The organism is Gordonia sp. UCD-TK1, assembly GCF_001691435.1.
GTDB lineage: Bacteria > Actinomycetota > Actinomycetes > Mycobacteriales > Mycobacteriaceae > Gordonia > Gordonia hongkongensis.
The window spans coordinates 51,075-76,338 of the sequence record NZ_LZMP01000068.1; the positions used below are offsets into that span (position 1 = coordinate 51,075).

General features: G+C 68.1%; 24 protein-coding genes. 11 read left to right on the plus strand and 13 right to left on the minus strand.

Going from position 1 to position 25,264, the window contains the following annotated elements:
• Positions 1-12: 12 nt before the first annotated feature.
• Positions 13-1,614, minus strand: a complete 1,602-nt coding sequence (locus tag A9310_RS22515; protein ID WP_065632465.1) for a fatty acyl-CoA synthetase — start codon at positions 1,612-1,614, stop codon at positions 13-15.
• Positions 1,615-1,816: 202 nt separating this feature from the next.
• Here A9310_RS22515 and A9310_RS22520 point away from each other — a divergent pair, with 202 nt between their 5' ends.
• The gene (locus tag A9310_RS22520) at positions 1,817-2,509 is read left to right on the plus strand and encodes a LuxR C-terminal-related transcriptional regulator (RefSeq protein ID WP_254661321.1); all 693 of its coding nucleotides are present in this window, start codon (positions 1,817-1,819) and stop codon (positions 2,507-2,509) included.
• Between the two features lie 32 nt (positions 2,510-2,541).
• Here A9310_RS22520 and A9310_RS22525 read toward each other — a convergent pair whose 3' ends face one another.
• The 8 genes from A9310_RS22525 to A9310_RS22560 form a co-directional block, all read right to left on the minus strand.
• The gene (locus A9310_RS22525) at positions 2,542-2,907 is read right to left on the minus strand and encodes a hypothetical protein (RefSeq protein ID WP_065632466.1); all 366 of its coding nucleotides are present in this window, start codon (positions 2,905-2,907) and stop codon (positions 2,542-2,544) included.
• Entirely contained in the window at positions 2,908-4,164 is a 1,257-nt protein-coding gene (gene ribB, locus A9310_RS22530) for a 3,4-dihydroxy-2-butanone-4-phosphate synthase (RefSeq protein ID WP_065632467.1), read from the minus strand.
• Positions 4,161-4,697, minus strand: a complete 537-nt coding sequence (locus A9310_RS22535; RefSeq protein WP_083207494.1) for a flavin reductase family protein — start codon at positions 4,695-4,697, stop codon at positions 4,161-4,163. Before A9310_RS22535 ends, ribB begins: the two co-directional genes overlap by 4 nt.
• A gap of 69 nt (positions 4,698-4,766) precedes the next feature.
• Positions 4,767-5,180 (minus strand): SRPBCC family protein, encoded by a 414-nt coding sequence (locus tag A9310_RS22540; RefSeq protein WP_065632468.1) that lies wholly within the window; start codon positions 5,178-5,180, stop codon positions 4,767-4,769.
• A 1-nt stretch (position 5,181) separates the two neighbouring features.
• A complete protein-coding gene (locus A9310_RS22545) occupies positions 5,182-6,351 on the minus strand; it encodes an LLM class flavin-dependent oxidoreductase (RefSeq protein ID WP_065632469.1) in 1,170 nt (389 codons plus the stop codon).
• Positions 6,352-6,460: 109 nt separating this feature from the next.
• Positions 6,461-6,871 carry a globin domain-containing protein gene (locus tag A9310_RS22550; protein ID WP_083207495.1) on the minus strand — a complete coding sequence of 137 codons (411 nt, stop codon included), beginning with the start codon at positions 6,869-6,871 and terminating at the stop codon, positions 6,461-6,463.
• Positions 6,872-7,007: 136 nt separating this feature from the next.
• A complete protein-coding gene (locus A9310_RS22555; protein WP_065632470.1) occupies positions 7,008-7,919 on the minus strand; it encodes a hypothetical protein in 912 nt (303 codons plus the stop codon).
• A 200-nt stretch (positions 7,920-8,119) separates the two neighbouring features.
• On the minus strand, positions 8,120-8,986 hold the full coding sequence (locus A9310_RS22560; RefSeq protein WP_065632471.1) for a helix-turn-helix transcriptional regulator: 867 nt from the start codon (positions 8,984-8,986) through the stop codon (positions 8,120-8,122).
• Between the two features lie 171 nt (positions 8,987-9,157).
• Between A9310_RS22560 and A9310_RS22565 the strand changes: the two genes are divergently transcribed.
• Both A9310_RS22565 and A9310_RS22570 read left to right on the plus strand, forming a co-directional pair.
• The gene (locus tag A9310_RS22565; protein ID WP_065632472.1) at positions 9,158-10,177 is read left to right on the plus strand and encodes a zinc-dependent alcohol dehydrogenase family protein; all 1,020 of its coding nucleotides are present in this window, start codon (positions 9,158-9,160) and stop codon (positions 10,175-10,177) included.
• A gap of 40 nt (positions 10,178-10,217) precedes the next feature.
• Positions 10,218-10,631 carry a cupin domain-containing protein gene (locus A9310_RS22570; RefSeq protein ID WP_065632591.1) on the plus strand — a complete coding sequence of 138 codons (414 nt, stop codon included), beginning with the start codon at positions 10,218-10,220 and terminating at the stop codon, positions 10,629-10,631.
• 68 nt (positions 10,632-10,699) lie between these two features.
• On the opposite strand, the gene A9310_RS22575 is transcribed toward A9310_RS22570, so the two are convergent.
• Both A9310_RS22575 and A9310_RS22580 read right to left on the minus strand, forming a co-directional pair.
• Positions 10,700-11,365, minus strand: coding sequence for an enoyl-CoA hydratase-related protein (locus A9310_RS22575; RefSeq protein WP_065632473.1), 666 nt, complete (start codon positions 11,363-11,365; stop codon positions 10,700-10,702).
• Positions 11,362-12,021, minus strand: a complete 660-nt coding sequence (locus A9310_RS22580) for a helix-turn-helix domain-containing protein (RefSeq protein WP_065632474.1) — start codon at positions 12,019-12,021, stop codon at positions 11,362-11,364. Before A9310_RS22580 ends, A9310_RS22575 begins: the two co-directional genes overlap by 4 nt.
• A gap of 318 nt (positions 12,022-12,339) precedes the next feature.
• Here A9310_RS22580 and A9310_RS22585 point away from each other — a divergent pair, with 318 nt between their 5' ends.
• The gene (locus A9310_RS22585; protein WP_065632475.1) at positions 12,340-17,838 is read left to right on the plus strand and encodes a carboxyl transferase domain-containing protein; all 5,499 of its coding nucleotides are present in this window, start codon (positions 12,340-12,342) and stop codon (positions 17,836-17,838) included.
• A 181-nt stretch (positions 17,839-18,019) separates the two neighbouring features.
• Here the strand turns inward: A9310_RS22585 and A9310_RS22590 are convergent, their stop codons facing one another.
• Together A9310_RS22590 and A9310_RS22595 are read right to left on the minus strand one after the other, a co-directional pair.
• The gene (locus A9310_RS22590) at positions 18,020-18,520 is read right to left on the minus strand and encodes an SRPBCC family protein (protein WP_065632476.1); all 501 of its coding nucleotides are present in this window, start codon (positions 18,518-18,520) and stop codon (positions 18,020-18,022) included.
• Between the two features lie 47 nt (positions 18,521-18,567).
• Complete coding sequence (locus tag A9310_RS22595) at positions 18,568-19,557, minus strand: AraC family transcriptional regulator (RefSeq protein WP_065632477.1); 990 nt, start codon at positions 19,555-19,557, stop codon at positions 18,568-18,570.
• A gap of 121 nt (positions 19,558-19,678) precedes the next feature.
• Here A9310_RS22595 and A9310_RS22600 point away from each other — a divergent pair, with 121 nt between their 5' ends.
• The 7 genes from A9310_RS22600 to A9310_RS22630 are packed head-to-tail and all read left to right on the plus strand — an operon-like array spanning position 19,679 to position 25,003.
• Positions 19,679-20,914, plus strand: coding sequence for a cytochrome P450 (locus A9310_RS22600; RefSeq protein ID WP_065632478.1), 1,236 nt, complete (start codon positions 19,679-19,681; stop codon positions 20,912-20,914).
• 27 nt (positions 20,915-20,941) lie between these two features.
• Positions 20,942-21,955: an NADH:ubiquinone reductase (Na(+)-transporting) subunit F gene (locus tag A9310_RS22605; protein ID WP_139104727.1), complete on the plus strand. Its 1,014-nt coding sequence runs from the start codon at positions 20,942-20,944 to the stop codon at positions 21,953-21,955.
• Between the two features lie 28 nt (positions 21,956-21,983).
• Entirely contained in the window at positions 21,984-22,295 is a 312-nt protein-coding gene (locus A9310_RS22610; protein WP_065632480.1) for an EthD family reductase, read from the plus strand.
• Between the two features lies 1 nt (position 22,296).
• The gene (locus A9310_RS22615; protein ID WP_065632481.1) at positions 22,297-23,118 is read left to right on the plus strand and encodes an IclR family transcriptional regulator; all 822 of its coding nucleotides are present in this window, start codon (positions 22,297-22,299) and stop codon (positions 23,116-23,118) included.
• 43 nt (positions 23,119-23,161) lie between these two features.
• A complete protein-coding gene (locus A9310_RS22620) occupies positions 23,162-23,965 on the plus strand; it encodes a 2-keto-4-pentenoate hydratase (RefSeq protein WP_065632592.1) in 804 nt (267 codons plus the stop codon).
• Between the two features lie 32 nt (positions 23,966-23,997).
• Positions 23,998-24,795 (plus strand): 2-keto-4-pentenoate hydratase, encoded by a 798-nt coding sequence (locus A9310_RS22625; RefSeq protein WP_139104722.1) that lies wholly within the window; start codon positions 23,998-24,000, stop codon positions 24,793-24,795.
• A 1-nt stretch (position 24,796) separates the two neighbouring features.
• Complete coding sequence (locus A9310_RS22630) at positions 24,797-25,003, plus strand: tautomerase family protein (protein ID WP_065632482.1); 207 nt, start codon at positions 24,797-24,799, stop codon at positions 25,001-25,003.
• Positions 25,004-25,264 lie beyond the last annotated feature (261 nt).

Consider the following 25,264-nt stretch of genomic DNA (forward strand, 5'->3'; position numbering starts at 1 on the left):
GAACCAGCGGGTTCAGCCTTCACCCGAGGCGATGTCGGCGTAGTGGTCACGGAGGTCGCGCTTGAGGATCTTGCCGCTGGGGTTCTTGGGCAGGGACTCGCTCGCGATCACGATCTTCGGGATCTTGTACGGCGCGAGCCGGTCTCGGCAGTGCTGGGTGATCGATCCCGGGTCGATCGTGTACCCGGAGGCCGGTACCACCACCGCCGCAACGGCTTCCACCCAGTAGGGATGCGGAACGCCGATGACCGCTACTTCCTGCACGGCAGGGTGTTCGAACAGCACTTCCTCGACCTCGCGGCTCGACACGTTCTCGCCGCCGGTCTTGATCATGTCCTTCTGCCGGTCGACCACCCACAGGTATCCGTCGCCGTCGAAGTAACCGAGATCGCCGCTGTGGAACCAGCCCCCGCGGAACGACTCGGCCGTCTTCTCGGGCAGGTTGAGGTAGCCGACCGTCACCTGGGGACTGCGGTGCACGATCTCCCCGACCGTGCCGGCCGGCACGCCCCGACCGTCGGAGTCGACGATCCGGGTCTCGACGTTCAGCGCGGGACGCCCGGCGGAACCCCCGCGGGTGGCCTGATCGTCGGGCGCCAGGACCGTTGCCAGCGAACCCATCTCGGTCTGGCCGTAGAAGTTCCGGAGACGGAGGCCGGGCAGGGCTGCGCTCAGTTCACCCAGCACCTCGACGGGGAGCGCGGAGGCCCCGTAATACCCCTTCCGCAGCGACGACAGGGCATCCGGGTCGAAGTCGGGGGAACTCAGCAACGAGATCCACACGGTCGGCGGGCAGAAGAGTTTGGTCGCACCCTCCTGGGCCACCGTCCGGAGCAGCGTCGCGGTGTCCGGACGGTCGAGGATGATGCTGGTCGCGCCCAGCATGATGTCGGTGATCAGGAAGTTGTCCAGTTGCGCGCAGTGGTAGAGGGGGAGCGAGTGCACCTCGATGTCGTCCTCGCTCATCCCGCCCGAGACGACGCAACTCATGTACTGCCACATGAGCGTTCGGCTCGTGTGCATCGCGCCCTTCGGCCGGGATTCGGTGCCGGAGGTGTACATGATGCGGATGACGTCGTCGTCGGCGACGCGGACGTCGGGCAACGGCCCGGCGGGTTCTCGCACCCAGTCGTCGACGGACGGCCATCGGGAATCGGAAGGCCTGGTGCTCAGCGGGATCGACCGGCGTACGGTCACCGGTGCGGTCGATGCGGCGATCGCCTCGTCGGCGGTGGGCACGAGCGCGTCTTCGACGATCAGGCCGGACGCACCGCAATCGTCGAGGATGTACGCGATCTCCGACGCGGTGAGCATGAAGTTGATCGGAACCGAGATGACCCCGATCCGCGCGGCGGCGAAGATGACCACGGGGAATTGCCAGCAATTGTGCGACAGGATGCCGAGGGTCTGTCCCGGCCGCAGGCCGGCGGCGTGCAACGCGGCGGCGACCCGGTCGACCGCGTCGTCGAACTCCCGGAAGGTCAGGCGGGTGTCGCGGTGGATGACGGCCGGCTTGTCGGGCGTCCGAGCGGCCGACCTGCGCGGGATGTCGCCGAGCGAGTGCGACCGCGCCGCGCCGATCAGGTCGGTGCCGAGGGGAGGAGTCGTCGTCATGGGCGGGTGCCTCTCGATCCGGTGGGATTGGGCGACCCGGACCGCTGGTCACGGGTCGATGGGTACTGTTCGTAGCTATGCGCGGTAGTTCTGAGCCGGGCGCCCGACGCAGGCCCGGCGCCGATCCGGTGTCGCCTCGCGGGGGATGGCAGGACCTGCTGTCGCGTCGGCAGATGCTCGGGGTCCTGGCGGTGCTCGAGCAGTGCGAACACGCGGCCGGCGGTCAGGACTCAAAGAGGGCCTGGTCGAGGCCATCTCCACGTACTTCGGGGTTCGTGACGTGACGTTCTTCCACGGCCGCACCTACAGCGAGATCTTCGACGACCCGGCACCGCTGCTGACCGGCGCCGCGGCCCCGCTGCTGCGGGACTACCGCGAACGATGGCGCGACAAGGACATCTTCGCGCTGCCGCGTGCCCGGCGGGTCCTCACGGCCGAGGGATTCGCGACCCTCGAAGAACTGTCGCGCCTGCCGGTCCCGCAGCGCTCCTATGTCGTGGACTATCTGCACCCCAACGACATGGAGACCGCGTCGGCCCTGCACCTGCCGCTCTCCGACGGTGAGGCCCTCGTCGGCATGTTCGACCGCGTCCGGAAGTGGGACGAATCCGACCTGCTCGCGATGCGCATCCTCGCGCGTCAGCTGCGGGCTCGATCCACGACGGTGTCCGCGGCGCACGAGCCCGTCGACCCGTTGGCCGCGCTCACACCGCGACAGCTGGAGGTCGCCGAACTCGTCAGCGACGGCCTGAGCAACGCCGAGATCGCCCAGCGCCTGTCGCTGTCGGAGCTGTCGGTGAAGAAGTACGTGAGTCGCATCTTCGACGCCGCGGGACTGCGCAACCGGGCCGAGCTCGCGACCGCGGTGCTGCGTTCTCGCCGCCGCGCTCGCTGAACGGGCTGCTTCCGAGACGACTCCGGGCGCGGTCACGGGGCAGGCGTCGGTGTGTACGCGATGACGGTCAGCCCGCTAGGCGAACGCAGGGGCACGCGAGTCTCGTGGCCTCCCACCGACTTCTGGCCGACATGCCAGCCCAGTGAGCGCGCGACGTCGATCGTGGCTGCCAGATCGGCAGTCCGCGCGAGGAGTGACCAGGCCGGCCCGTCCGTCTCGTCGGAGACGCTCAGCGCATCCCAGGCCGCCCAGGCGGACCCGTCGGAGAACCTGGGTGATCCCATGACGGCTTCGACGTCACCGGCGACGCCGGCCCACCGGTCGGTCGCGTGCATCACCGTCACCCGCTCGAACAGTGAGCCGAATCCGGCTCTCTCCGTGCTCTTGTCGTCGGACATTCAGACCACCGCCGTCGATGTCGCTGCCACGGACGGCGTCAGCCGGTGGCCGAGCCGGTCGCGCTTGGTGGCGAGGTATCCGGCGTTGTCCGCGGTGGCCTCGATCTCGAGTCCGAACGTCTCGACGACCTCGATGCCGTTGGAGGCCAGCCCGTCGACCTTGGCCGGGTTGTTGGTCAGCAACCGGACCCGTCTGACGCCGAGATCTGCCAGCACCGCCGCCGCGTCCCGATAGTCCCGGCTGTCGACGGGCTGACCGAGGCGCAGGTTCGCGTCGACGGTGTCGACTCCGTCGAGGTCCTGGAGTCGGTAGGCGGCGATCTTGGCCGCCAGACCGATGCCGCGTCCTTCGTGTCCGCCGACGTACACCACGACCCCGGCTCCGGCGTCCGCGACGTGCTGGAGTGCGGCTCGCAGTTGGGCGCCACAGTCGCATCGGCGCGAGCCGAGCGTGTCTCCGGTGAGGCATTCGCTGTGGATGCGCACGAGCGGTTCGCCCTGCGTGGGCTCGCCGCGCACGAGTGCGAGATGTTCCGCGCCACTGGATGATCGGTACACGGTGGCCTGGAAGATGCCGTGATCGGTCGGCAGCGCGCAGGTCGCGCCCCGTTCCACCGAGCGGCCTGCGCGGCGGTGGGCCACCAGATCGGCGATGGAGATCACCGCGAGTCCGTGACGCGCGGCGAAATCCCGGACGTCTGCCCCGCCGAGCATCGCGCGCCGGTCGGGGCTGACGAGTTCGCAGATGAGACCGGCAGGTTCGAGACCGGCTGCGGCGCAGAGGTCCACGGCTGCCTCGGTGTGTCCGCGACGCTCCAGGACCCCGCCCGGCCTGGCACGCAGTGGCATCACATGGCCCGGCCGGGTGAGGTCTGCCGGACCGACCTCGCGGTCGGCAAGGGCGCGGATGGTCCGGGCCCGGTCGGCCGCGCTGATCCCGGTCGTGACACCGACCGCGGCATCGACGCTGACGGTGAACGCGGTGCCGAGGGGGTCGGTCGGGTCGTCGACCATCGGGGGCAGTTCCAATGCGGCAACACGATCCGCGGTCATCGCGACGCACAGGAAGCCGGAGGTGCACTCGAGGAAGAAGGCGATGTCGTCGACGTCGGCGAATTGTGCCGGCATCACGAGATCGGCCTCGTTCTCGCGGTCGGCGTCGTCGACGACGATGACCGGACGCCCGAGGCGGAGCTGGTCGAGACACCGTTCGACGGCGGCGGTGCTGTCCGTGGGCACCCGGTCCTCGTGGCTCATCGGTGTGCCCGCAATCCGTGGAACAGCGAGCGATGGAAGATCAACGGTTCGCTGGCGGCGGGAACGCCGAGGGCGTCGACCCGTCCCACGACGAGCTCGTGATCGCCGATCGGGCGGTGCTCGTCGATGGTGCACTCGATCCACGCATGCGCACCCGCCAGCCGGGGGGAGCCGTTGCCGGACGGGGTCCATTCCACGCCCGCGAACTTGTCGGCGCCGCTCCGGGCGAAGGTGCGCGCCAGGACATGCTGATCCTCGGACAGCACGTTGGCGCAGAAGGAGCCGTTCGCCACGACCGACGGCAGCGTCGTCGAGGTGATGCCGGCGAAGAAGCCGACCAGCGGCGGCTCCATCGAGATCGAGGTGAAGGAGCCGACGGTCATGCCCACGGGCGAACCGTCCGGGCCGGCCGACGTGATGACCACGACGCCGGAACCGAAGTGCGCGAGCACTTCACGAAATCGGTCGCGGACCGACGCCTGGTCGTCGGCGTGCACGGACTCGACGTCGTCGGCGATGTGACTGGTGTTCATGGAAGTCCTTCCGATGCGGCCGCGGCGGGTGCGGGGTCAAGGACGCACGCACCCGCCGGGCAACCGGGATCAGGCCGGGACGGCCTTGGTGGCCAACTCGTCGAGGGCGGCCGCGTAGATACCTTCGATCGCGGTGGCGAGTTCGGCTTCCACCGTTGCGGATTCGGCGCCGAACTTCGCTGACCAGTGAACCGAGCAGGTGTCGTCGCCGACTGCCGTGACCGAGATGGTCGAGCGGTAGTGCTCGAGCGGAAGCGGGCCGTCGATGTACTCGTAGGAGTACGTACGTGCCTCCTCGTCGAAGGCGACGATGCGCTCGCGCGCCGGTGCGCCGTCGGTGAAGACCACGTGACGGACGTCGCCGTCCATCCGCGATGCGTCGATGGCCGGAATCCACGCCGCCACACCGCCGGTGTCACCGATCCACGACCACACGTCCCCGGCGGACAGCGGGAAGTCCTTGGTCACTTCGATGCTCGACATGTCACACCCGTCCCAGTTCGGCTTCGTACTTCTTGGTCATGTGCTCGACGGCCTTGACGTGTTCGGCCGCTTGGCCTTCGCGGACCGCCTGGGCGCGCGCCGCGGCGTCGAWCATCGGTTGCGCCTGCCCCTGGAAGTACGGCATGACGTCCTGGGCAAACAGCTCGTAGGAACGCCGGGTGGCCTGCGGGTTCGCCCAGTCGTGACCCTGGATCAGCAGCGTGCCGAAACCGCCGGACTGGTCGATCAGGCGCTGGACCTGTGCACGTGCCTCGTCGGCGGTGCCGATGACGCCGATGCCGGAGGTGTTGATGAAGTCGATCATCTCGTGCTTGTTGGTGCCGCGGACGTCCATCTGCGGGAAGGCCGCCACGTGCTGGAGGTAGTTGAACCAGTACTCGATGCCGTGTTCGACGTCCTGGTAGGCCTGCTCCTTGGTCTCCGCGATGTGGAAGGGCCCGACCAGTCGCCAGGTCGATCGGTCCACCTCGTCGCTGCGTCCTGACTGGGCGGCGAACTCTTCGAGCAGACCCCAATGATGTTGCAGTGCACTGAAACCGTCGGCGGTCAGCGTGGCAGCGATGGACAGCAGGCCGATGCCGTACTTGCCGGCGAGTCGCGCACCGGTCGGCGACGCGATCGCGGCGACCACGACGTCGAACAGCGGATCCGAATAGGGGGCCATCTGGATCTTCGCGTCGAACAGTTCGTGGGTGCGGGTCTTGGCGGTCACCGTCTCGCCGCGGAGGAGGCGCATGATGATGTCGGTGTTCTCCGCGAGCAGTTCACGGGTGTCGATCTGGGAGAGGCCCAGCATCGCGGCGTCGGTCGGGAGCGATCCGGGCCCGAGGCCGAACAGGGCGCGGCCGTGGGTCAGGTGATCGAGCATGATCATGCGCTCGGCCGCCCAGAGCGGGTTGTGGTACGAGACCGAGGTGACGCCCGTGCCGAGTTTGATGCGACTGGTGCGTTCTCCTGCGGCCGCGATCATGATCTCGGGCGACGCGTAGATCTCGGCGCCCGCGGAATGATGCTCGCCGAACCACGCCTCGTCGTATCCCAATTGCTCGAGGTACTGGACGAATTCGAGATCCCGCTGCAGCAGCAGCGTCGGGTTCTGTCCCGGTTCGTGGATCGGGGCGAGGAACGTGCCGAACTTCAGTCTGGTCATCGGAACTCCTGTGTGACGTGAGAGGTACACATCAGAAGCTATGACTCACGACACAGCGAGATAAGTCCGCAAAAGTAGACATTCGGTGGCGGCGACCGGCCGCCCCGGTTCAGTCGGCGACGGCCGGATAGGCGTCGAGCATCAGGCCGGCGACCGCACCGAGAGCGTCGTTCCAGGCGGCGGTCATCTCGTCGGTCCACTCCGCGCCGCCGCGCTCGGCCATCGTCGCGATGAGCGCACCGGCCACCCAGTCGTACATCTCGGGCGTCACGCCGAGGTCGTTGTGCCGGCGTCCCAGCGCGCCGAGTGTGCGGCCGAGCCACTCGGCGTCGTCGAGGTGGTCGAGGACCGCGGCTATGGCCTGCTGCAGCATCGTGGCCTGTGGTCGGAGGTCGGCGCCGAACATCAGCCGGACCTCCGGATGTTCGGCGAACAATCGGTCGTAGAAGTCGCGCATCAGCTTGTGCTCGTCGTCGACGACCAGGGACAGACTGTCCTGCAATACTTCTCGATTCAACATGGTGGGGCTGCACCTCGTCGGGTTGGAAGATGTGTCAATGACACACAATGTGTATCCCTGTAACATCTAGCACGAGGTGACGCGAGTCACAACTTGTTCCGAGTAGTGCTGTCTGTCCCTGGCCGACGACTGGTCGTCAGTCCTCGAAGGTCAACGGTGTCGTCGTCGACGGGCCCTGACGGTAGCGGCTCATCGTGGCTGTCTGCCAGCGGCCGTTGTACTCCGGGATCGGCAGCGGGAACCAATAGCTCGAATCGAGCCACATTTGGCCCAGCAGCGGGACGGGCTGGCGCGAGATGTCGGTCCACTTGCCGGTGGGTGCGCCGTCGAACGTTCCCACCTCCTTACCGTCGACGAAGAACTCGACCTGTTTGCTGCCGAGTTTGACGGCATAGTCATGCTGCTTGTCGAGGATGCTCATCGGTAGCAGTCTGGCCTGCGGGACAAGGGTTCCCGACTTCTTGACCATCATGAAGAAGCCCTTGGGAAAGTCTTGTCCGAGAGCCTGCGCGAGCGGTGCGGTGAGCGTGCTGGCCTGGCCGACCAGGCCGGCGGAGCCGTTGTACATGAACCAGGCGATCTCCAGTCCCAGTGGGTCGATGGAGCGATTCGAGACTCCCCAGCCGGTGGTGCCGTTCCATGTCTTGATCTGCTCGGTACCGCCGACGCGCATCGTCATGGTCTGGCCCGGCTCGAACACGGGCTTGGCAAGGATCTCCGCATTGTTGTACGGGAACAGCCCCTCGACGGTCGGCGGCGCCTTGAATGTGACGCCGTCGGGGCCGTACGACGTCTTGCTGTAGCCGACATTCGTGTTGCACCAGTCGCTTGGTGCCGTGGCGAAACGTTCGTCGATCGGCCGGGTCGGTTGCGGGTCACCGGTGCCGATGTACCCCGCGAAGGCCCGCCCGTCGAGGACAGCACAGTTCGACGTGCCGTCGTCTCGGCCGGGAAGCTGGATGTTCGGATCGGCCACCGCGGCGCCGACTCCCGTCCATGTCAGCATCGCGGCCACGGTGGCGGCGACCAGCGCTCTGCCTCGGATCATCTGCTTCTCCTCTGAAAATGCGGACTGGAACAGGTATCTGATACCACATGTAGTCAGAAGTGAGGCTGCCCAAAAGTGCTGGAAAAGGCACTATTCGGACAGGGTTTCAGCGCGCGGGTCCGGCGTGAGCTGCACAGGGGGCACTGAAAGAAACGAACAGTGATTGTCGTCTCAACGACGGGATTCGGCCACCGCGGTCCTCAGAACTCGGCGACCTCACTGGCGGCGTAGGAGGCCAGGAGTTGGAGTCGCTCGGCGCTGGGGGAGCCGGGCTCGGCGGCGTAGATCATCAGGATCGTCCCGGGATCGGCGGTGACGGCGAGCTCTTCATAGGCCAGCGTCAGTTCGCCGATCACCGGGTGGTGGAAGCGTTTCGTCCCGGTGCCGTGTGTCCGGACGTTGTGCGCGGCCCAGAGTGTGCGGAAAGTGTCGCTGCGCGTGGACAATTCGCCCACGAGATCCTGGAGCGCTTTGTCGTGCGGATCGCGTCCCGCCTCGGCCCGCATGATGGCGACGCACATCTCGGCGAACAATTCCCAGTCCGGGTAGAAGTCACGACTGGCCGGGTCGAGGAACTGGAAGCGGGCCAGGTTCGGCGTGCGGCCGCCGTCGCCGATGACCGGCGAATAGAAGGCGCGGCCGAGGGCATTGGTGGCCAGCAGGTCCTGATGCGAGTCGCGCACGAAGGCGACGGCGTCGGTGATGGCGGCGAGTGCCCAGGTCAGGCTGTGGCGAGAGGCCGTGGCCTTCGCCGAACGACGCCTCGGCCGTCCGGAGGCGGGTATCCCGTCGGCGGCCCGGGCGAGGTCGAGAAGGTGGGCGCGCTCCGTGTCGTCGAGTTGCAGGGCTCGCGCGAGTGATTCGAGAACCGACGACGACGCACCGGCGATGGTGCCCCGTTCCAGGCGGGAGTAGTACTCGACGCTCACCCCGGCGAGGGTCGCCACCTCGCTGCGTCGAAGACCGGGTACGCGGCGATTACCGCCGGCCGGGAGCCCTGCGGTCTCGGGCGAGATCTTCGCGCGTCGCGACATCAGGAATTCGCGGACCTCGGCTCGGTTGTCCATGTGCCCAGCGTAGGACGGTCGGAAGCGTGCAGGGGTGCCCTGTCAGTACACCTCCCGACAGGAACTGTCGCGGACGCGACGCATGCGGTTGCCTTGATGGGTGACCGCATCTGCCGTCGTGCTCGTCTCGTGAGGCGAGCAGGTGGCGGAACCGACTGACGAGGAGAACACATGCGCGGAGTGATCATGGATGCCCCCGGCACCATCCGGGTGGACGATCGCGAGAACCCGACCATCCAGGAACCGACCGACGCGATCATCAAGGTCGCCGCGACCTGCGTCTGCGGGTCGGATCTGTGGCCGTACCGCGGCATCGAAGACGTCGATCACGCGCCGATGGGCCACGAGTACGTCGGCACCGTCACCGAGGTCGGCGACCAGGTGTCGTCGATCAAGGTGGGCGACTTCGTGGTGGGTTCGTTCTTCGCCTCGGACAACACGTGCGAGATCTGCCGTGCCGGCTATCAGTCCCGGTGTGTGCACGCCGAGCCGATGGGCGCCCTCGGTACGCAGGCCGAATACGCCCGGATTCCGCACGCCGACGGCACGCTCGTGGCAACACCCGGTCAGCCGGATGCCGACCTCATCCCGTCGCTGCTCGCGGCGTCGGACGTGCTCGGCACCGGTTGGTTCGGTGCCGTGGCGGCTGAGGTGGGTCCGGGTAAGACCGTGGCCGTCGTCGGCGACGGCGCGGTCGGACTGCTCGGTGTGCTGGCCGCGAAACACCTGGGCGCCGAACGCATCATCGCGATGAGCAGGCACGCGGACCGGCAGGCGCTTGCGCGCGAGTTCGGGGCGACCGACATCGTGTCCGAACGGGGCGACGAGGGCGTGGCACGTATCAAGGAGCTCACCGACGGGCTCGGTGCGCATTCGGTCATCGAAGCCGTCGGCACGCAGGAGTCGATGATGCAGGCCATCCGGTCGACCCGGCCGGGCGGCCACGTCGGTTACGTCGGCGTCTCGCACGACGTCGAACTCCCCGGCCTGGAGCTGTTCTTCTCCGGCGTCCACCTGCACGGCGGACCCGCCCCGGTCCGACGCTTCCTGCCCGACCTGATCGACCTCATCTGGACGCGGGAGATCGATCCCGGCAAGGTCTTCGACCTCGCCCTCCCGCTCGACGACGCCGCCGAGGGATACCGCGCCATGGACGAGCGCCGCGCGACCAAGGTACTGCTCACCGTCTGACCTCGGTCGGTACCCTCACGGCAAACGAAAGGTGTTCAGCATGAAGATCACTCGCAGTTCCATCGACACCGTCAAAGGTCCCGGCGACTGGTTCACCGGCGACGTCTACATCGATGCGGCGGCCGCCTCGCCACCGCCGTCCCGGGTGTCGGCAAGCCTCGTCCATTTCATGCCGGGGGCGCGGACGCACTGGCACCGGCACCCGCTCAGCCAGACGGTCTTCGTCACCGAGGGGATCGGCCTGTGCCAGCGGCGCGGTGGCCCCATCGAGGTCATCCGCCCCGGCGATCGCGTCCTCTTCGAAGCCGACGAGGAGCACTGGCACGGAGCCGCCCCCACGCGCCTGATGGTCCATCTCGCGATCAACGAGGGCGACGACGACCACGATGTCGTGCAGTGGCTGCAACCGGTCACCGACGAGGAGTACGGGCAGGCGCCGGATCTCGGGATCTGATCAGTCGAACCCGACGGTGGCCGGGGTCTTCGGGGTTGCCTGACACGTCAGCAGCCTGGATCGTTCTGTCATGATCGAGCTCGGCCATGCCGCAATGCCGTCGTCACCGACTCGAACATCGTCGACTTGATGGCCCCGAGGGTCGCCCGGTCCTTGCCGACAATCGGAGACAGCGTCTCCAGGGCTGCCCCGACAATCTCCCCCTCGGCCGCAGTGCCGTCGATCAAGCCGGCGTCCAGAGCTTCGGCGGCGCCGTACCGGTGGCCGGTGCTCATCGCGGTGAGCGCAGATCGGGGGGAGAGCTTGGCCTGGATGAGCGCGGCCATCCCGGGGGTGAACGGGATGTTGATGTCCACTTCCGGGAAGCAGTAGTAACCGCGGTCGGCGCGCATGATCCGGAAGTCATGAGCGATGGCGAACATCGCTCCCGCCCCGAAGGCGTGACCGTTGACCGCTGCAACGGTCGGCAGCGAGAACGTGAGGATGCGCGCGAGCAGCGTTTGCACGGCCTCGACGTACCAGTCGGCTCGATCGCCGTTGGCGATGAGCCAGTCCAGGTCCAGACCATTGGAGTAGAACTTGCCGTCGCCCACGGTGATCAGGCCTTTGGCGTTCGCCTCGGCGTCGTTGAGGAGTGAACCGACGGCGTCGAGCCAATCGGGGGAGAACCGGTTCTCGTCGTCGCCGATGGTCAGGATGGCGATGTCGTCCCGATAGTCCAGTGAAGCTGTCATGACGGGTCCTTTCGCGAAGAAGTGGACTGATGCGATGGTTCGGTTGGGGTGAGGGACAGTACGGCGCGGACCGCCGTTGCAATGCGTTCGCGGGTTGCGGCATCGGGGGTTCTCCTGCCGCGCAGAAGCAATGCAGTCGGAAGTTCGACCACGCAGTCTCTGATGACGGACACGGCGTCACGGTCTGCGCGCTGCCAGACCGCCTGGGACAACTCGACGAACAACGACGTCAACGACCGGTCGAGACCGCGGAGCTCCCTCGCGAGGTCGTCGGGAAGGTCATTGGACCCAAGCAGTTCTCCGCGATCGACCGTGAGTAGGAAGCCACCCCGCACAGGAGCTTCGAGCAAGAACCGTGCGGGCGCATCCGCGGCGACGACGACGGCTTCGACTGCGGAGTCACTGCGGCCGTCGCCGCCGGTGAGGACCGCGTCGACCGCTTCGCGCTGAGCGGCGAGGAATTGCTCGGCAGCGCGCAACCACACCCTTCCCACGAGACCCGCGCGCGACCCGAACGCGTGATAGATCGCGCCGTTGGACATCGAGGTGAGCTCCGACAGCGCACGAACCGTCACCGCCGCAGGGCCGGCCCGGACCGCCAAGCCCTCGGCCGCATCCATCAACTGCTCGAGGTCGTGCGTGCGAGGACGAGGCATGACGAAACTCTAACAGAGCACGCGCTCTGTAATGCCACCGCAGCCCGGGTCGACCCCGACTCGGGTTCGATGCCGTTCTTCCCGGCGACTGTCGCCGAGGTGCCCGTGCTTCGAGAAGCCCGACGGTTGCGCGAAAAGGCCGCCTGAAGTCCGGATCGCGTGGTTTCACCCACCTCGCGACGCGCCGTACTCGCGCGTAGCGATTTGACTCGTAAGAATCACAGCGTCGAACCACCCCGCGCGTCCCGGATCGCCACTGAGCTGGGCCGCTGCGCTGTACCGTACCTGCGGACCTTCAACCGCACGACGACGACGTGAATGGAGCCGGTGTTGTTTTCTCGTATCGCCATCGTGAACCGAGGTGAGGCCGCGATGCGGCTCATCCACGCCGTTCGGGGCCTCTCGGAAGAGACCGGGCAACCCATCGAGGTCATCGCGCTGCACACCGATGTGGACCGCAACGCGACGTTCGTACGTGAGGCGGACGTCGCATACGACCTCGGGCCCGCGGCGTCGCGTCCGTACCTGAACATGAAGGTGCTCGAGCACGCCTTGCTGGAGACCGGCGCCGACGCGGCATGGGTCGGCTGGGGCTTCGTGGCCGAGGACCCGCTGTTCGCCGAACTCTGCGACCGCATCGGCGTCACCTTCGTCGGGCCGTCGGCCGAGGCGATGCGCAAACTGGGCGACAAGATCGGCGCCAAGCTCATCGCCGAAGAAGTCGGCGTCCCGGTGGCGGCGTGGAGCCGCGGCGGTGTGGACACCCTCGACGAAGCCGTGGCCGCGGCAGCCCAGATCGGCTATCCGCTGATGCTGAAGGCCACCGCCGGCGGTGGTGGCCGCGGCATCCGCAAGGTCACCAGCGACGCCGATCTCCGTGACGCCTACACCCGCACCCGCGAGGAGGCCGAGCGCGCCTTCGGTAGTGGCGTGGTGTTCCTGGAACGACTCGTCACCGGCGCGCGCCACGTGGAGGTCCAGGTCATCGCCGACGGCCAGGGCACCGCGTGGGCGCTGGGCGTCCGCGACTGCTCGGTTCAGCGACGCAACCAGAAGATCATCGAGGAATCCGCGTCGCCGGTACTTCCCGCCGACCGGGTCGCCGAGCTCAAGGCGTCGGCCGAGCGGCTCGCCGTGGCCGTGGGATACCGCGGCGCGGCCACCGTCGAGTTCCTCTACCACCCGGGCGAGAACCTGCTCGCGTTCCTCGAGGTCAACACCCGCCTGCAGGTGGAACACCCCATCACCGAGGCGACGACCGGCTTCGACCTGGTCCGTGCCCAGCTGCACGTGGCGTCGGGCGGCCGCCTCGAGGGTGAGCCCCCGGTCGAGCGCGGGCATGCCATCGAAGCCCGCCTCAACGCCGAGGATCCCGACCGCGACTTCGCCCCCGCGCCCGGCCGTATCGACCTGCTCGAGCTGCCCGCCGGCCCCGGCATCCGCGTCGACACCGGCGTCAGCGAGGGCGACACCATCCCCGCCGATTTCGACTCGATGATCGCCAAGATCATCGCCTACGGGCGGAACCGCGACGAGGCCCTCGGCCGCCTCCGCCGGGCCATGCGCGAGACCCGCGTGATCATCGCCGGCGGCGCGACCAACAAGAGCTTCGTGCTGGAGCTGCTCGCGCAGCCGCAGGTCATCGACGGTAGCGCGGACACCGGCTGGATCGACCGCGTGCGTGCCGAAGGAGGCCTCGTCGCCAACCGGCACTCGGCGATCGCGCTGATCGCCGCCGCCATCGACGCGTACGAGGAAGAGGAACTCGTCGAGCGGCAGCGGCTGATGTCGACGGCCTCCGGCGGTCGTCCGCAGGTACAGCACGACAGCGGCCGTCCGCTCGATCTGAAGTTGCGCGGCGTCGCCTATCGCGTCCGGGTCGGGGCCATCGGCGCGCATCGCTTCCGCGTGACCATCGAGGCGCCGGGCGAGATCCGCACCGCCGATGTCGACCTCGAACGCTTCGACGAGCACGCCGCGCAGCTCGTGGTCAACCGGGTGCGCTACCGCCTGCTCACCGACACCCACGGACCGATCCACCTCGTCGACGTGGACGGCGTCACCCACCGCGTCAGCCGCGACGAGGGCGGTGTGGTGCGCTCGCCCGCGCCGGCGCTCGTCGTCGCGACGCCGCTGCAGGCCGGTGACGAGGTCGACGCGGGCGCCCCCATCCTCGTGCTGGAGAGCATGAAGATGGAGACCGTCCTGCGCGCGCCGGTGCGCTCACGTGTCAAGGAATGCGCGGTGTCGGTCGGCACCCAGGTGGAGACGGGCGCGACCCTGATGCGCCTCGAACCGCTCGCCGACGACGAGCACGACGCCGTCGAGGAGGTGGCCGCCGACGCCGTCGACCTGGAGCTGCCTGCCGAGCTCGAGGTCGATCCCACCGAACGCACCACCCGCAGTCAGGAAGACCTCCGCAGCCAGCTGCTCGGCTTCGACGTCGACCCGAACCACCGGATGCGCCTGCTCGACGAGTACCTCGCCGTCCGGCGCGCCGCGTTCGACAGCGGCCGCCGTCCGCTTGCCGACGAGCTCGAACTGGTGACGGTGTTCGCCGACCTGGCCGAGCTGAGCCAGAACCGGCCGTCGAGTCATGAGGTCGGTGTCGAGCACGTGCACAGCGCACGCGAGAACTTCCACACCTACCTGCAGAGTCTCGACGTCGAACGCGACGGGCTGCCCGCGGCGTTCCACGACCAGCTGAGCCGCGCGCTCAGCCACTACGGCGTGACCGACCTCGAGCGCACCCCGGAGCTCGAGGCCGCGGTGTTCCGGATCTTCCTCGCGCTGCAGAACCCGAACGACTCGGCCGCGGTGATCAGCTCGCTGCTGTTGGAATGGCTCGACGAGCCGACCCCGCGCGACGAACTGCGCGACGCGGTGGGCACGGCCCTCGACCGCCTCGTCGCCGCCACCCAGGTCCGCTTCCCGGCCGTCGCCGACCTCGCCCGCGGCGTCATCTACGCCTGGTACGGCCAGCCGCTGCTGCTGCGCGACCGCGCCCGCGTCTACAGCAATGTGCGCAAGCAGCTCAAGTACCTCGACGAGAACCCCGACGCCGCCGACCGCACGAGCCGCATCGACGACATGGTGCGCAGCACCGAACCGCTCGTCCGGCTTCTCGGCCAGCGCATCGAGCGGCACGCCGACAACACGGTGATGCTCGAGGTGCTGACCCGGCGTTACTACGGCAACCGCGGCCTCGCCGACATCCGGATCCGGGAGGCCGGCGGGGCGACGTTCGTGGTCGCCCAGCGAGATGCCGGTGACATCGCTTCGGCCGCAGTCGGTTTCGACGCCCTGCCGGCGACGATCGGCGGACTCGCCGAACTCGCCCGCGACACCGCCGCGGTCGATGCCGACATCTACCTGGCGTGGGAGCAGCAACCCGACGACTTCGACGTGCTCGCCGGGACACTGCACGACATCGTCGCCACCAGTTCGCTTCCGCCGCAGGTGCACCGCGTCACCATCACGGTCGCCGGCAGTGCCGATGCGCGGATGCATCACCACGTGACCTTCCGGCCGTCGGCGACCGGTATGGCCGAGGAACGCCTGATCCGCGGACTGCACCCCTACATCGCGCAGCGCATGCAGATGGAACGGCTCCGCAAGTTCGACCTCACCCGACTGCCGTCGTCGGACGACGAAGAGGTCTACCTCTTCCGTTGTGTCGCACGGGAGAACGCGTCGGATCGCCGTCTCGTCGCCTTCGCGCAGGTCCGCGACCTGACCGCACTGCGCGACCAGGACGGCCGCCTGCTGACGCTGCCGACCGCCGAGGCGGCGCTCGCGTCGTGCGTCGACTCGATCCGGCGCGCGCAGCGCGGTTCCACCAACCTGTCCAGCGCCAACCGGATCATCATGTACGTGTGGCCGCCGATCGACGTCGACGCCGACGTCCTCGACGCGATCGCCGACCACATCCGCGGCACGACACAGGGAGTGGGGCTCGAAGAGGTCCAGCTCATCGCGCGTCGCCGCGACCGCGACACCGGCGAGCTGAGCAAGGTCTCGGTCCATTTCTCGGTCAACCCGACCGGCGGGTTCGACGTCCGGGTCGTCGACCCGACCGACGAGCCGATCGAACCGGTCGACGAGTACCGCCAGAAGGTGCTGCGGGCAGCGAAGCGCAACACCGTCTATCCGTACGAATTGGCCGCCATCCTGGGCGATTTCACCGAGTACGACCTCGACGCCGAGCAGCGTCTGGTGCCGGTCGACCGGGCCAAGGGTCGCAACTCCGCGGCGATCGTCGCCGGTGTGGTCACCACCCCGACCGAGAAGTACCCGCGCGGTGTCACCCGCGTGGTCCTGCTCGGCGACCCGACGAAATCGCTGGGCGCACTGGCGGAACCGGAGTGCAGCCGGCTGGTCGCGGCGCTCGACCTCGCCGAGCAGATGCAGGTCCCGCTCGAGTGGTACGCACTGTCGTCGGGCGCGCGGATCTCCATGGATTCCGGCACGGAGAACATGGACTGGATCGCCCGGGCGCTGAAGCGCATCGTCGAGTTCACGCAGGCCGGCGGTGAGATCAACATCGTCGTGGCCGGGATCAACGTGGGCGGGCAGCCGTACTGGAACGCCGAGGCGACGATGCTCATGCACACCAAGGGCATCCTCGTGATGACACCGGAGTCGGCCATGGTGCTCACCGGCAAGCAGTCGCTGGACTTCTCCGGCGGTGTGTCGGCGGAGGACAACTTCGGCATCGGCGGTTACGACCGCGTCATGGGCCCCAACGGTCAGGCGCAGTACTGGGCGCCGAATCTCGGTGCCGCACGGGATCTTCTGATGGCTCACTACGAGCACACCTACGTGGCGTCGGGCGAGCAGACCCCGCGTCGCGCGATCACGAGCGACCCGGTGGACCGCGACATCTCCGACTACCCGCACGTCCTGGCGGGCAGCGACTTCACCACGGTCGGGCAGATCTTCTCGGCGGCCACCAACCCGGACCGCAAGAAGCCCTTCGACATCCGCACGGTGATCCGCGCCGTCGCCGACCAGGACCACCCGGTGCTGGAGCGCTGGGCGGGGATGGCCGACGCGGAGACCGCGGTGGTGTGCGATCTGCACATGGGCGGAATCCCGGTGTGCCTGTTGGGTATCGAGTCGAGGGAGGTGCCGCGCCGGGGATACACCCCCACGGACGGTCCCGACACCTACACGGCCGGCACGCTGTTCCCGCAGTCGTCGAAGAAGGCGGCGCGCGCGATCAACGTGGCCAGCGGAAACCGACCGCTCGTGGTGCTGGCCAACCTGTCCGGGTTCGACGGATCGCCGGAGTCGTTGCGCAAGCTCCAGCTGGAGTACGGCGCGGAGATCGGGCGGGCCATCGTGAACTTCGAGGGCCCCATCGTGTTCTGCGTGATCTCGCGCTACCACGGTGGTGCATTCGTGGTGTTCTCGAAGGCGTTGAACCCCAACATGACCGTGCTCGCGATCGACGGGTCGTTCGCGTCGGTGCTCGGCGGTGCCCCCGCGGCGGCGGTGGTCTTCGCCGGCGACGTGGCCAAGCGGGTCAGTGCCGACGCACGGGTGCGCGAACTCGAGGCGGAGACCGCACAGGCCACCGGCCCCGACCGCTCACGGCTCAACGCCGAGCTGGCCGATCTGCGTCAGTCGGTGCGCGCGGAGAAGATCAGCGAGATCGCCGCGGAGTTCGACGCGGTGCACAGCATCCGACGCGCCGTCGAGGTGGGTTCGGTCGACGCGGTCATCCAGGCCGACGAGCTCCGGCCCCAGATCATCGGCGCGATCGAGAAGTCGCCGGCGTGGGGTCGGCAGGACTCGCAGGTGGCCAGCTCGTAGAGCCTGCGCTCCTTGATCTGAAAGAGCCTGTTTGTGCTAGGAGCGAGCCCAACTACTGCTCCCTGAGGTGCGAGGAGCGCAAGCGACGAGCCTCGAAGGGCCTGGTGAGACGCCTTGCGGGACCCTTCGTGACGCTCGCAAGCTCGCTCCTCAGGGAGCGGGGCCAGGTCGTTCTTCCGGATCAGGGAGCAGAGACGCGTTCGACGATCTCCTTGATCGCCGCGAGGGTGACCGGGATCCCCGACAACGCGGCGTCGCGGCGCTGCTCGAGTTGGGCGTCGGCGTCGTCCCCGAACCGCCGCGCGAACAGCTCGAACCCGGCCGGCTGCACGGCCCACGATTCGGTCAGCGTCGTCCCGTCGTCGTCGGGTTCGATCGTGTACGACCACCGCACGGCGTCGCCGTTGACCATCCAGGCGAACTCGACGGGCTCCTGTGCGGCGACCACCCGCGACTGGGTCTCCCACACCCGCTCGGGTGTCTCGTTGCGGCCGAAGAACCACGCGCCCACCTCCGGTCCGGTCGCGGGCTCCTTCCACCAGCACGCCTTGCAGATCGGGCTCCACTCGCCGGTGCGAGCGATGTCGGTCACCACGTCCCAGACCTGCTGCGGCGTGGCGTCGACGGCGATGGACTCGGAGTGGGTGAATCGGGCACTGCGGTCGATGTCGCTGGTCGTCATGGGCCCTTCCTGCGGTCGCGTACCGACCATCCTAGGGAGGGCGCCGCTCAGGGCGCGATGGTCCGGTACCGGGACGGGCTGACCCCGAAGGTCCGGCTGAACGCACGACTGAAGTGCGACGGGTCGCGGAACCCGACCTGTGCGCAGATGTCGGCGACGCCCAGATCGCTCTGGACGAGCAGGTTACGGGCCCGGTCGAGCCGCCGGGCGTAGAGCCACGCCCGAGGTGTGGTGCCGGTCGTGCTGAACAGCTTGTGGACGTAGCGCACCGACATCCCGAGCTCTGCGGCCACCAGTGCGATGGTGTGGTCGGGATCGTGGATGTGATCGGCCATCGCGTTCTGGACCGCGCGGAGGTCGGCGGCGTGTATCCGGTCGGTCGCGGTGCGGGGTGAGACCTGCTCGGTCATCGCGCCGGCGACCATGTCGAGGACCGCGCTCGCCACCGTGCTCGACGACGGCACGGAGATGCCCTGGACCTGGGCCGCGACATCGACCAGGAAGTTCGACACCAGCCGTCCGATGCCCGAGTCGACCGCGATGGCCCGGCCCGTCGCGTCGTCGACGACGTCGTGGGTTGCCCGCGCGATGAGCTGTTCCCGCGGGGCGCGCACGACGATCTGCTCGAACTCGGTTGCGCCACTGACGACGAAAGGTGCAGTGGCGTCGATGATCCCGAAGGCGCCGTGTTCCAGCAATCCGGTGCGCTCACCCTGTGAGATCGTCGCGGCCCCCTGGGTGATGAGGCACAGCAGATAGTCGTCGGCCGGATCGGATTCGATCATCGCCGGCGTGCGCACGACGGTGTGCGGATCGGCGCGGACCACGCTGACCGACAGGGCGCCGACGGGTCGGGCGACGATCTGTGCGGTGAACGGGCGTCGGTCCTGGGGCCAGTCGATGTCCATCTCGCAGAAGGTGGCGTCGAGGGCCTCGGCCCACCGCACCCGGCCCTCGGCACTCGCAAGCTCGCGGGTGCTCAGTTCCACGGATCCGGCGGTGCGCGCGGAGTCATCCATCGGTGCGTTCGCAGTCATTCTCTCCCACCACCTCCACCCATAGTGTTCCAGATCACAAGACATCGCCGACGTGGCCGGCGGCATGACCGAACGAGCCGGCCCCAGACAACAGATATCCGGAACGACAACGGAGAGTCACATGACCGCAGTACAGCCCTCCCACGAGGTCACCCCGAAGTTCGTCGAAGAGATCACGATGGCCGAGCTGGAGGCCGATCCGTACCCCTTCTACGAGCGGCTCCGAAAGGAGGCGCCGGTGGCGTTCGTGCCGTCACTCGGGATGTACATCGTCTCGACCCGCGAACTCTGCATGCAGATCGCGAAGGACTCGGACACCTGGCCTGCGGTGATCTCCCCGGCCGGCGGACGCACGTTCGGCCACGGTGCGCTGCTCAACTCGAACGGCCCCGAGCATCGCGACCTGCGCGACATGGTCGAGCCGCATCTGCAACCGTCGGCTGTCGACGACTACATCGACGATCTGGTGCGTCCGTTCGCACGCGAACTGCTGGAGCGGATCGAGGACAACGGTTCGGCCGACATCGTCGCCGAGTACTGCGAACCGGTCAGTGTCCGTGCCCTCGGCGACCTGCTGGGCCTCGGGGATGTGAGCACGGACAAACTGCGGGAGTGGTTCCACAAGCTCAGCGGCTCGTTCACCAACTCCGCGATGACGCCCGACGGCGAGTTCGCCAATCCCGACGGCTTCGTCCCGGGGGACGAGGCGAAGGCCGAGATCATCGCGCACGTCGACCCCAAGATCGACGAGTGGATCGTCAACCCGGATCACAGCGCGATCTCGCACTGGCTCCACGACGGGATGCCGGAAGGCCAGACGCGCAGCCGCGACGTCATCTACCCCAACCTGTATGTGTTCCTTCTCGGGGCGATGCAGGAGCCGGGACATGCGATGGCGACCACACTCGCCGGTCTGTTCAGCCGGCCGGAACAGCTGGAGCGGGTCGTCGACGATCCCGGCCTCATCCCCAGGGCGGTCGGTGAGGGTATGCGGTGGGTCGCGCCGATCTGGTCGGCGGCCGCGAAGATCGCCACCGACGAGGTCGTCGTCGGCGGTGTGACGATCCCGCAGAACTCCGTGGTGATGCTGTCCTACGGGTCGGCGAATCAGGACGAGAACGCCTACGACGCCCCGACCGCCTACGACCTCGACCGGGCCGTGATCCCGAACATGACCTTCGGTGGCGGCGTCCATGCCTGTGCCGGAACCTATTTCGCGAACAACGTGATCCGGATCGCGCTCGAGGAACTGCTGGAGACGATCCCGAACATCGAGCGAGACACCGACCACGAGGTCAACTTCTGGGGCTGGGGCTTCCGCGGTCCCAAGGAGCTCCACGTGAAGTGGGAGGTCTGAGCCGTGACCAGCACACATCGGGTTCGTATCCAGGGCTCGGACACCCCGTTCGAGGTCGCCGACGACCAGTCGGTTCTCGACGCGGTCCTACGTGCGGGGGAGTGGCTCCCGCACTCCTGCACGCAGGGTACCTGCGGGACCTGCAAGGTGCGGGTACTCGACGGCCAGGTGGCGCACAATGATTCGCCCGAGTACACGCTGACGCCGGCCGAACGGTGTGCCGGCCTGGCGCTGGGCTGTCTGGCCACGCCGTGCTCCGATCTGGTCGTCGAACCACTGGGCACCGCGTCGGACGATGGCGCACCACGGCATCCGCTGCGCGATTTCGACGGCACCGTCGTCGCCCTGGACGACATCGCCACCGACACGCGGCGACTCGTCGTCGACCTGGATGAACCGATGTCGTTCAACGCCGGTCAGTACGCGGAACTGCAGATCCCCGGTACCGGTCTCGGACGTCAGTATTCGATGGCCAACCCGCCGTCGGAACCGAAGCGCCTGGAGTTCCACGTCAAGCGCACCGTCGGTGGAAGGGCAACGGACGGTTGGATCTTCAGCGCGCTGTCGGTGGGGGAGCGGGTGGAACTCCGTGGACCGCTGGGCCAGTTCCACCTCGTCCGCGAACAGAGCGAACCGGCCATCCTCATCGGTGGGGGCACCGGACTCGCCCCACTCAAGTCGATCGCCCGACATGCGCTCGATCACGGTCTGGTCCCCGAGCTGTACCTCTACCACGGTGGCCGACGCCGCGACGACCTCTACGACGTCGACTTCTTCCGCGACCTCGAGGCCGAGCACGGCAACTTCCACTACCGGCCCGTCCTGAGCGAGGAGCAATGGGATGGGTCGACCGGGATGGTCACCGACGCGGTCGTCGAGGACTTCCGGAGCTGTAAAGGGCTGAGCGCGTACCTGTGTGGCCCACCGGCCATGATCGAGGCCGGAGTCCGGGCGCTCAAACGTCGCCGGATGGCGCCCCGTCTCATCTTCCGCGAGGAATTCACCGTGGCGGCACCCGTGGCGACCACTGCAGCGTCGTGACATCCCGCTCGAACCCGAAAGGCAAGCCATGTACCGACTCACCGTGATCTACGGACACCCGCTCGACCCGGCGGCCTTCGACCGGCACTACGAGAACGAGCATGCCGAGCTGGTTCGCCGCATCCCCGGACTGCGGCGGTTCGCCGCAGGCAAATGCGAGTCCCTCGACGGCACCGAACCCGCCTCGTACAGTGTGGCCGAGCTGTACTTCGATTCAAAAGAGTCTCTTGGGCAGGCACTCGGCTCGCCCGAGGGGCAAGCCGCGGCCGGCGATGTCGCGAACTTCGCCACCGGCGGTGCCACCATGTTGTTCAGTGACGAGTCGACGGTGGGGCCCTGAGATGGCCGCGTTGCAGACCGTCCAGAAGATCGGCCCGGTGCTGGATCTGTTCACCGTCGAACGTCCGGAGTGGGGTGTGTCGGAGGTCGCGGGTGAGCTCGGCGTCCCCCGGTCGAGCGCACACGCGCTGCTGGCCTCACTGGTCGACATCGGCCTGCTCCAGTGCCGCGCCCGCGGCCGCTACCGCATCGGCTGGCGGGTCGTCGAGCTGAACCAGGCGTTGCAGGGCACGGTCGACGTCAAATCCTGTGCCGCACCGGCTTTGCAGGCGCTGTCGGAGAAGTTCGGCGAGACCACCCATCTCGCGGTCATGGAACGCTACCGGGTGATCTACGTCGACAAGGTGCTCGGCAATCACGTCATCAACGTGTCCGGCGCCCGGATCGGCGCCCAGCTCGACGCGCACTGCAGCGCGGTCGGCAAAGTGCTACTCGCGCACTGCGACCCGGCTCAGCTGGCCCGCAACGTGACCGACAAGCAGCTCCGGCGGTACACGTCGTCGACCGTCACGGACCCGGACGAACTGGCGGCCGAACTGAAGGGTGTGCTGCGTCGGGGGTGCGCCTTCGACCTGGCCGAAGCCGTTCCCGACGTGCATTGCGTCGCGGCTCCGATCCGCGACGAGATGGGGGTGGTCGTGGCGGCGATGTCGATCACCGCGCCCGCGACGAGATTCATCCCGGCCCAACACGAACTCCGGCGTGCGGTGATCGCGGCCGCCGCCGACGCGTCACGCGCGCTGAACACCTCGTCCGGCGACGTGTCCACGCCCATCCGGCTGCCCGAGCGCGAGGTCTCCGTCCTGCACGCGGTGGCGGGATGACCCCGCGGTCGCTGTCCCTCATCCCAGAAAGACCATGCCGCTCATGACCGACCATGCCGACGACGCCGACCTCGTCCGCACCGCCGCCGAGGCACTCCTCGACGCCTACCGCCACCACACCACGATCGAACCCCTGGCCTCGCGGTTCGCAGGCCACCCACTGTCGACCGCGTACGAGATCGCGCTCGCGCAGGTTCAGGACTGGGAGAAGAACGGCGATGCGGTGAAGGGCCACAAGGTCGGACTGGCCTCCCGCGCCATCCAACGGCAGATGGGCGTCGACCAGCCGGACTTCGGGCACCTCACCGCGAGCATGTTCCATCTCGAGCACGCTCCGATCCCGGCGGGCACCTTCATCCAGCCGCGCATCGAGCCAGAGGTCGCCTTCGTCCTCGCCAAACCGCTTCGCGGGCCGGGGGTCACGGTCGCAGAGGCCGCCGCGGCCGTCGACTTCGTGCTCCCCGCACTGGAGATCGTGGACTCGCGCATCCGCGGCTGGCAGATCGGCATCTTCGACACCATCGCCGACAATGCGTCGTCGGGCGGGGTGATCCTGGGCGGACGGCCGGTGCCTCTCGTCGACGTCGACCTGCGGATGGCCGGTTGCAACCTGCATGTGAACGGTGAACTCGTCGACACCGGCGCCGGTGGTGCGGTGCTGGGATCCCCTATCAACGCGCTGGTGTGGCTGACGAACACGGTCGGGCCGCTGGGTGTCACCCTCGAACCAGGCCACGTGGTCCTGCCCGGTTCGATGACCGCGGCCGTGCCGGTCGCACCGGGGGACACCGTGGTCGCCACCATCGCCGGACTTGGCAGCGTCACCGCGGTGCTGGCCGGCGCGTGAGTGCTCGTGTCCTCGAACCATCAGGAGAAGACGTGACAGACAACGCAATCGGCGATTGGAGTGCGGCCCGCGTCGCCGGCACGCTGCTCGCCGCCGAACGCTCGCGGACGGCGCGGACCTCGATCCAACACGAGTGGCCGGGCCTGACCCTCGACGTAGCCTATGCGGCTCAGGACATCGCGCTCGCCGATCGGCGCTCGCGCGGAGAGACCGTGACCGGGATCAAGCTGGGCCTGACATCGCGGGCCAAGCAGAAACAGATGGGCGTCGACGAACCGTCGGTCGCCTGGCTCACCGACGCGATGGTGCTGCCCGCCGGTCTGCCGGTTCCGCGTGAGCGACTCATCCATCCGCGCGCCGAGCCGGAGATCGCCTTTGTGCTCGGGCGGCCCCTCACCGGTCCCGGTGTCACCGCGGCCACAGCACTCGCCGCGGTCGACTATGCGATGGCCGCCATCGAGATCATCGACAGCCGGTACTCCGGATTCAAGTTCACCCTCGAGGATGCGGTCGCCGACAACAACTCTTCCGGCGTCTACGTGACCGGCCCGGTCATCCGCGACATCGCGGACGTCGACTTCGGGCTCGAGGCGTGCCTGTTGGAAGTCGACGGTGACATCGTCGCCACCGCGACGGGTTCAGCGGTGCTCGGTCATCCTGCCGAGGCATTGGCGTTCGCCGCCAAAACCTTCGGCGCGCGGGGCGTCACCCTGGAAGCGGGCTGGGTCGTCCTCACCGGGGGGATGACCGACGCCGTCGCGGTGGAACCGGGCAGCCGGGTCGCAGCGCACTTCACCACGCTGGGCTCCATCACGATCGCCGGAGGTTGAGATGCCGTTCATCGATGTGACCATCGCCCAGGGGCGTTCACCCGACGAGGTGCGAGCACTGATGCGGGAACTGACGGCGGCCGCCCATCGTGCGATCGGTGCCCCGGTCGCGAACATCCGCGTGTGCGTGCGCGAGGTCCCGCCCACCCACTGGTCGGCGGGTGACGTCACCGTGGCCGAACGCCAGGCGGCGATCACGGAATCGTGAGGCGCGGGAGACCATCTTGCGCCCACACCCCCGCTCCCTGATCCGAAAAGACCGCTATACCTGCGGTCCGGCCGGCGACGGGCAGACTTCAACTCGACCGATGGACTTCGATCGAAGTCTAGGAGTCGAGTTGAAGTCTGTTGGTGACGCGGCGCGTCAGCTCTGCTCCCTGAGGAGCGCGCGGAGCTTGCGGAGGGCGCGTCAGCTCTGCTCCCTGAGGAGCGCGCGGAGCTTGCGGAGGGCGCGTCACGAAGGGTCTGG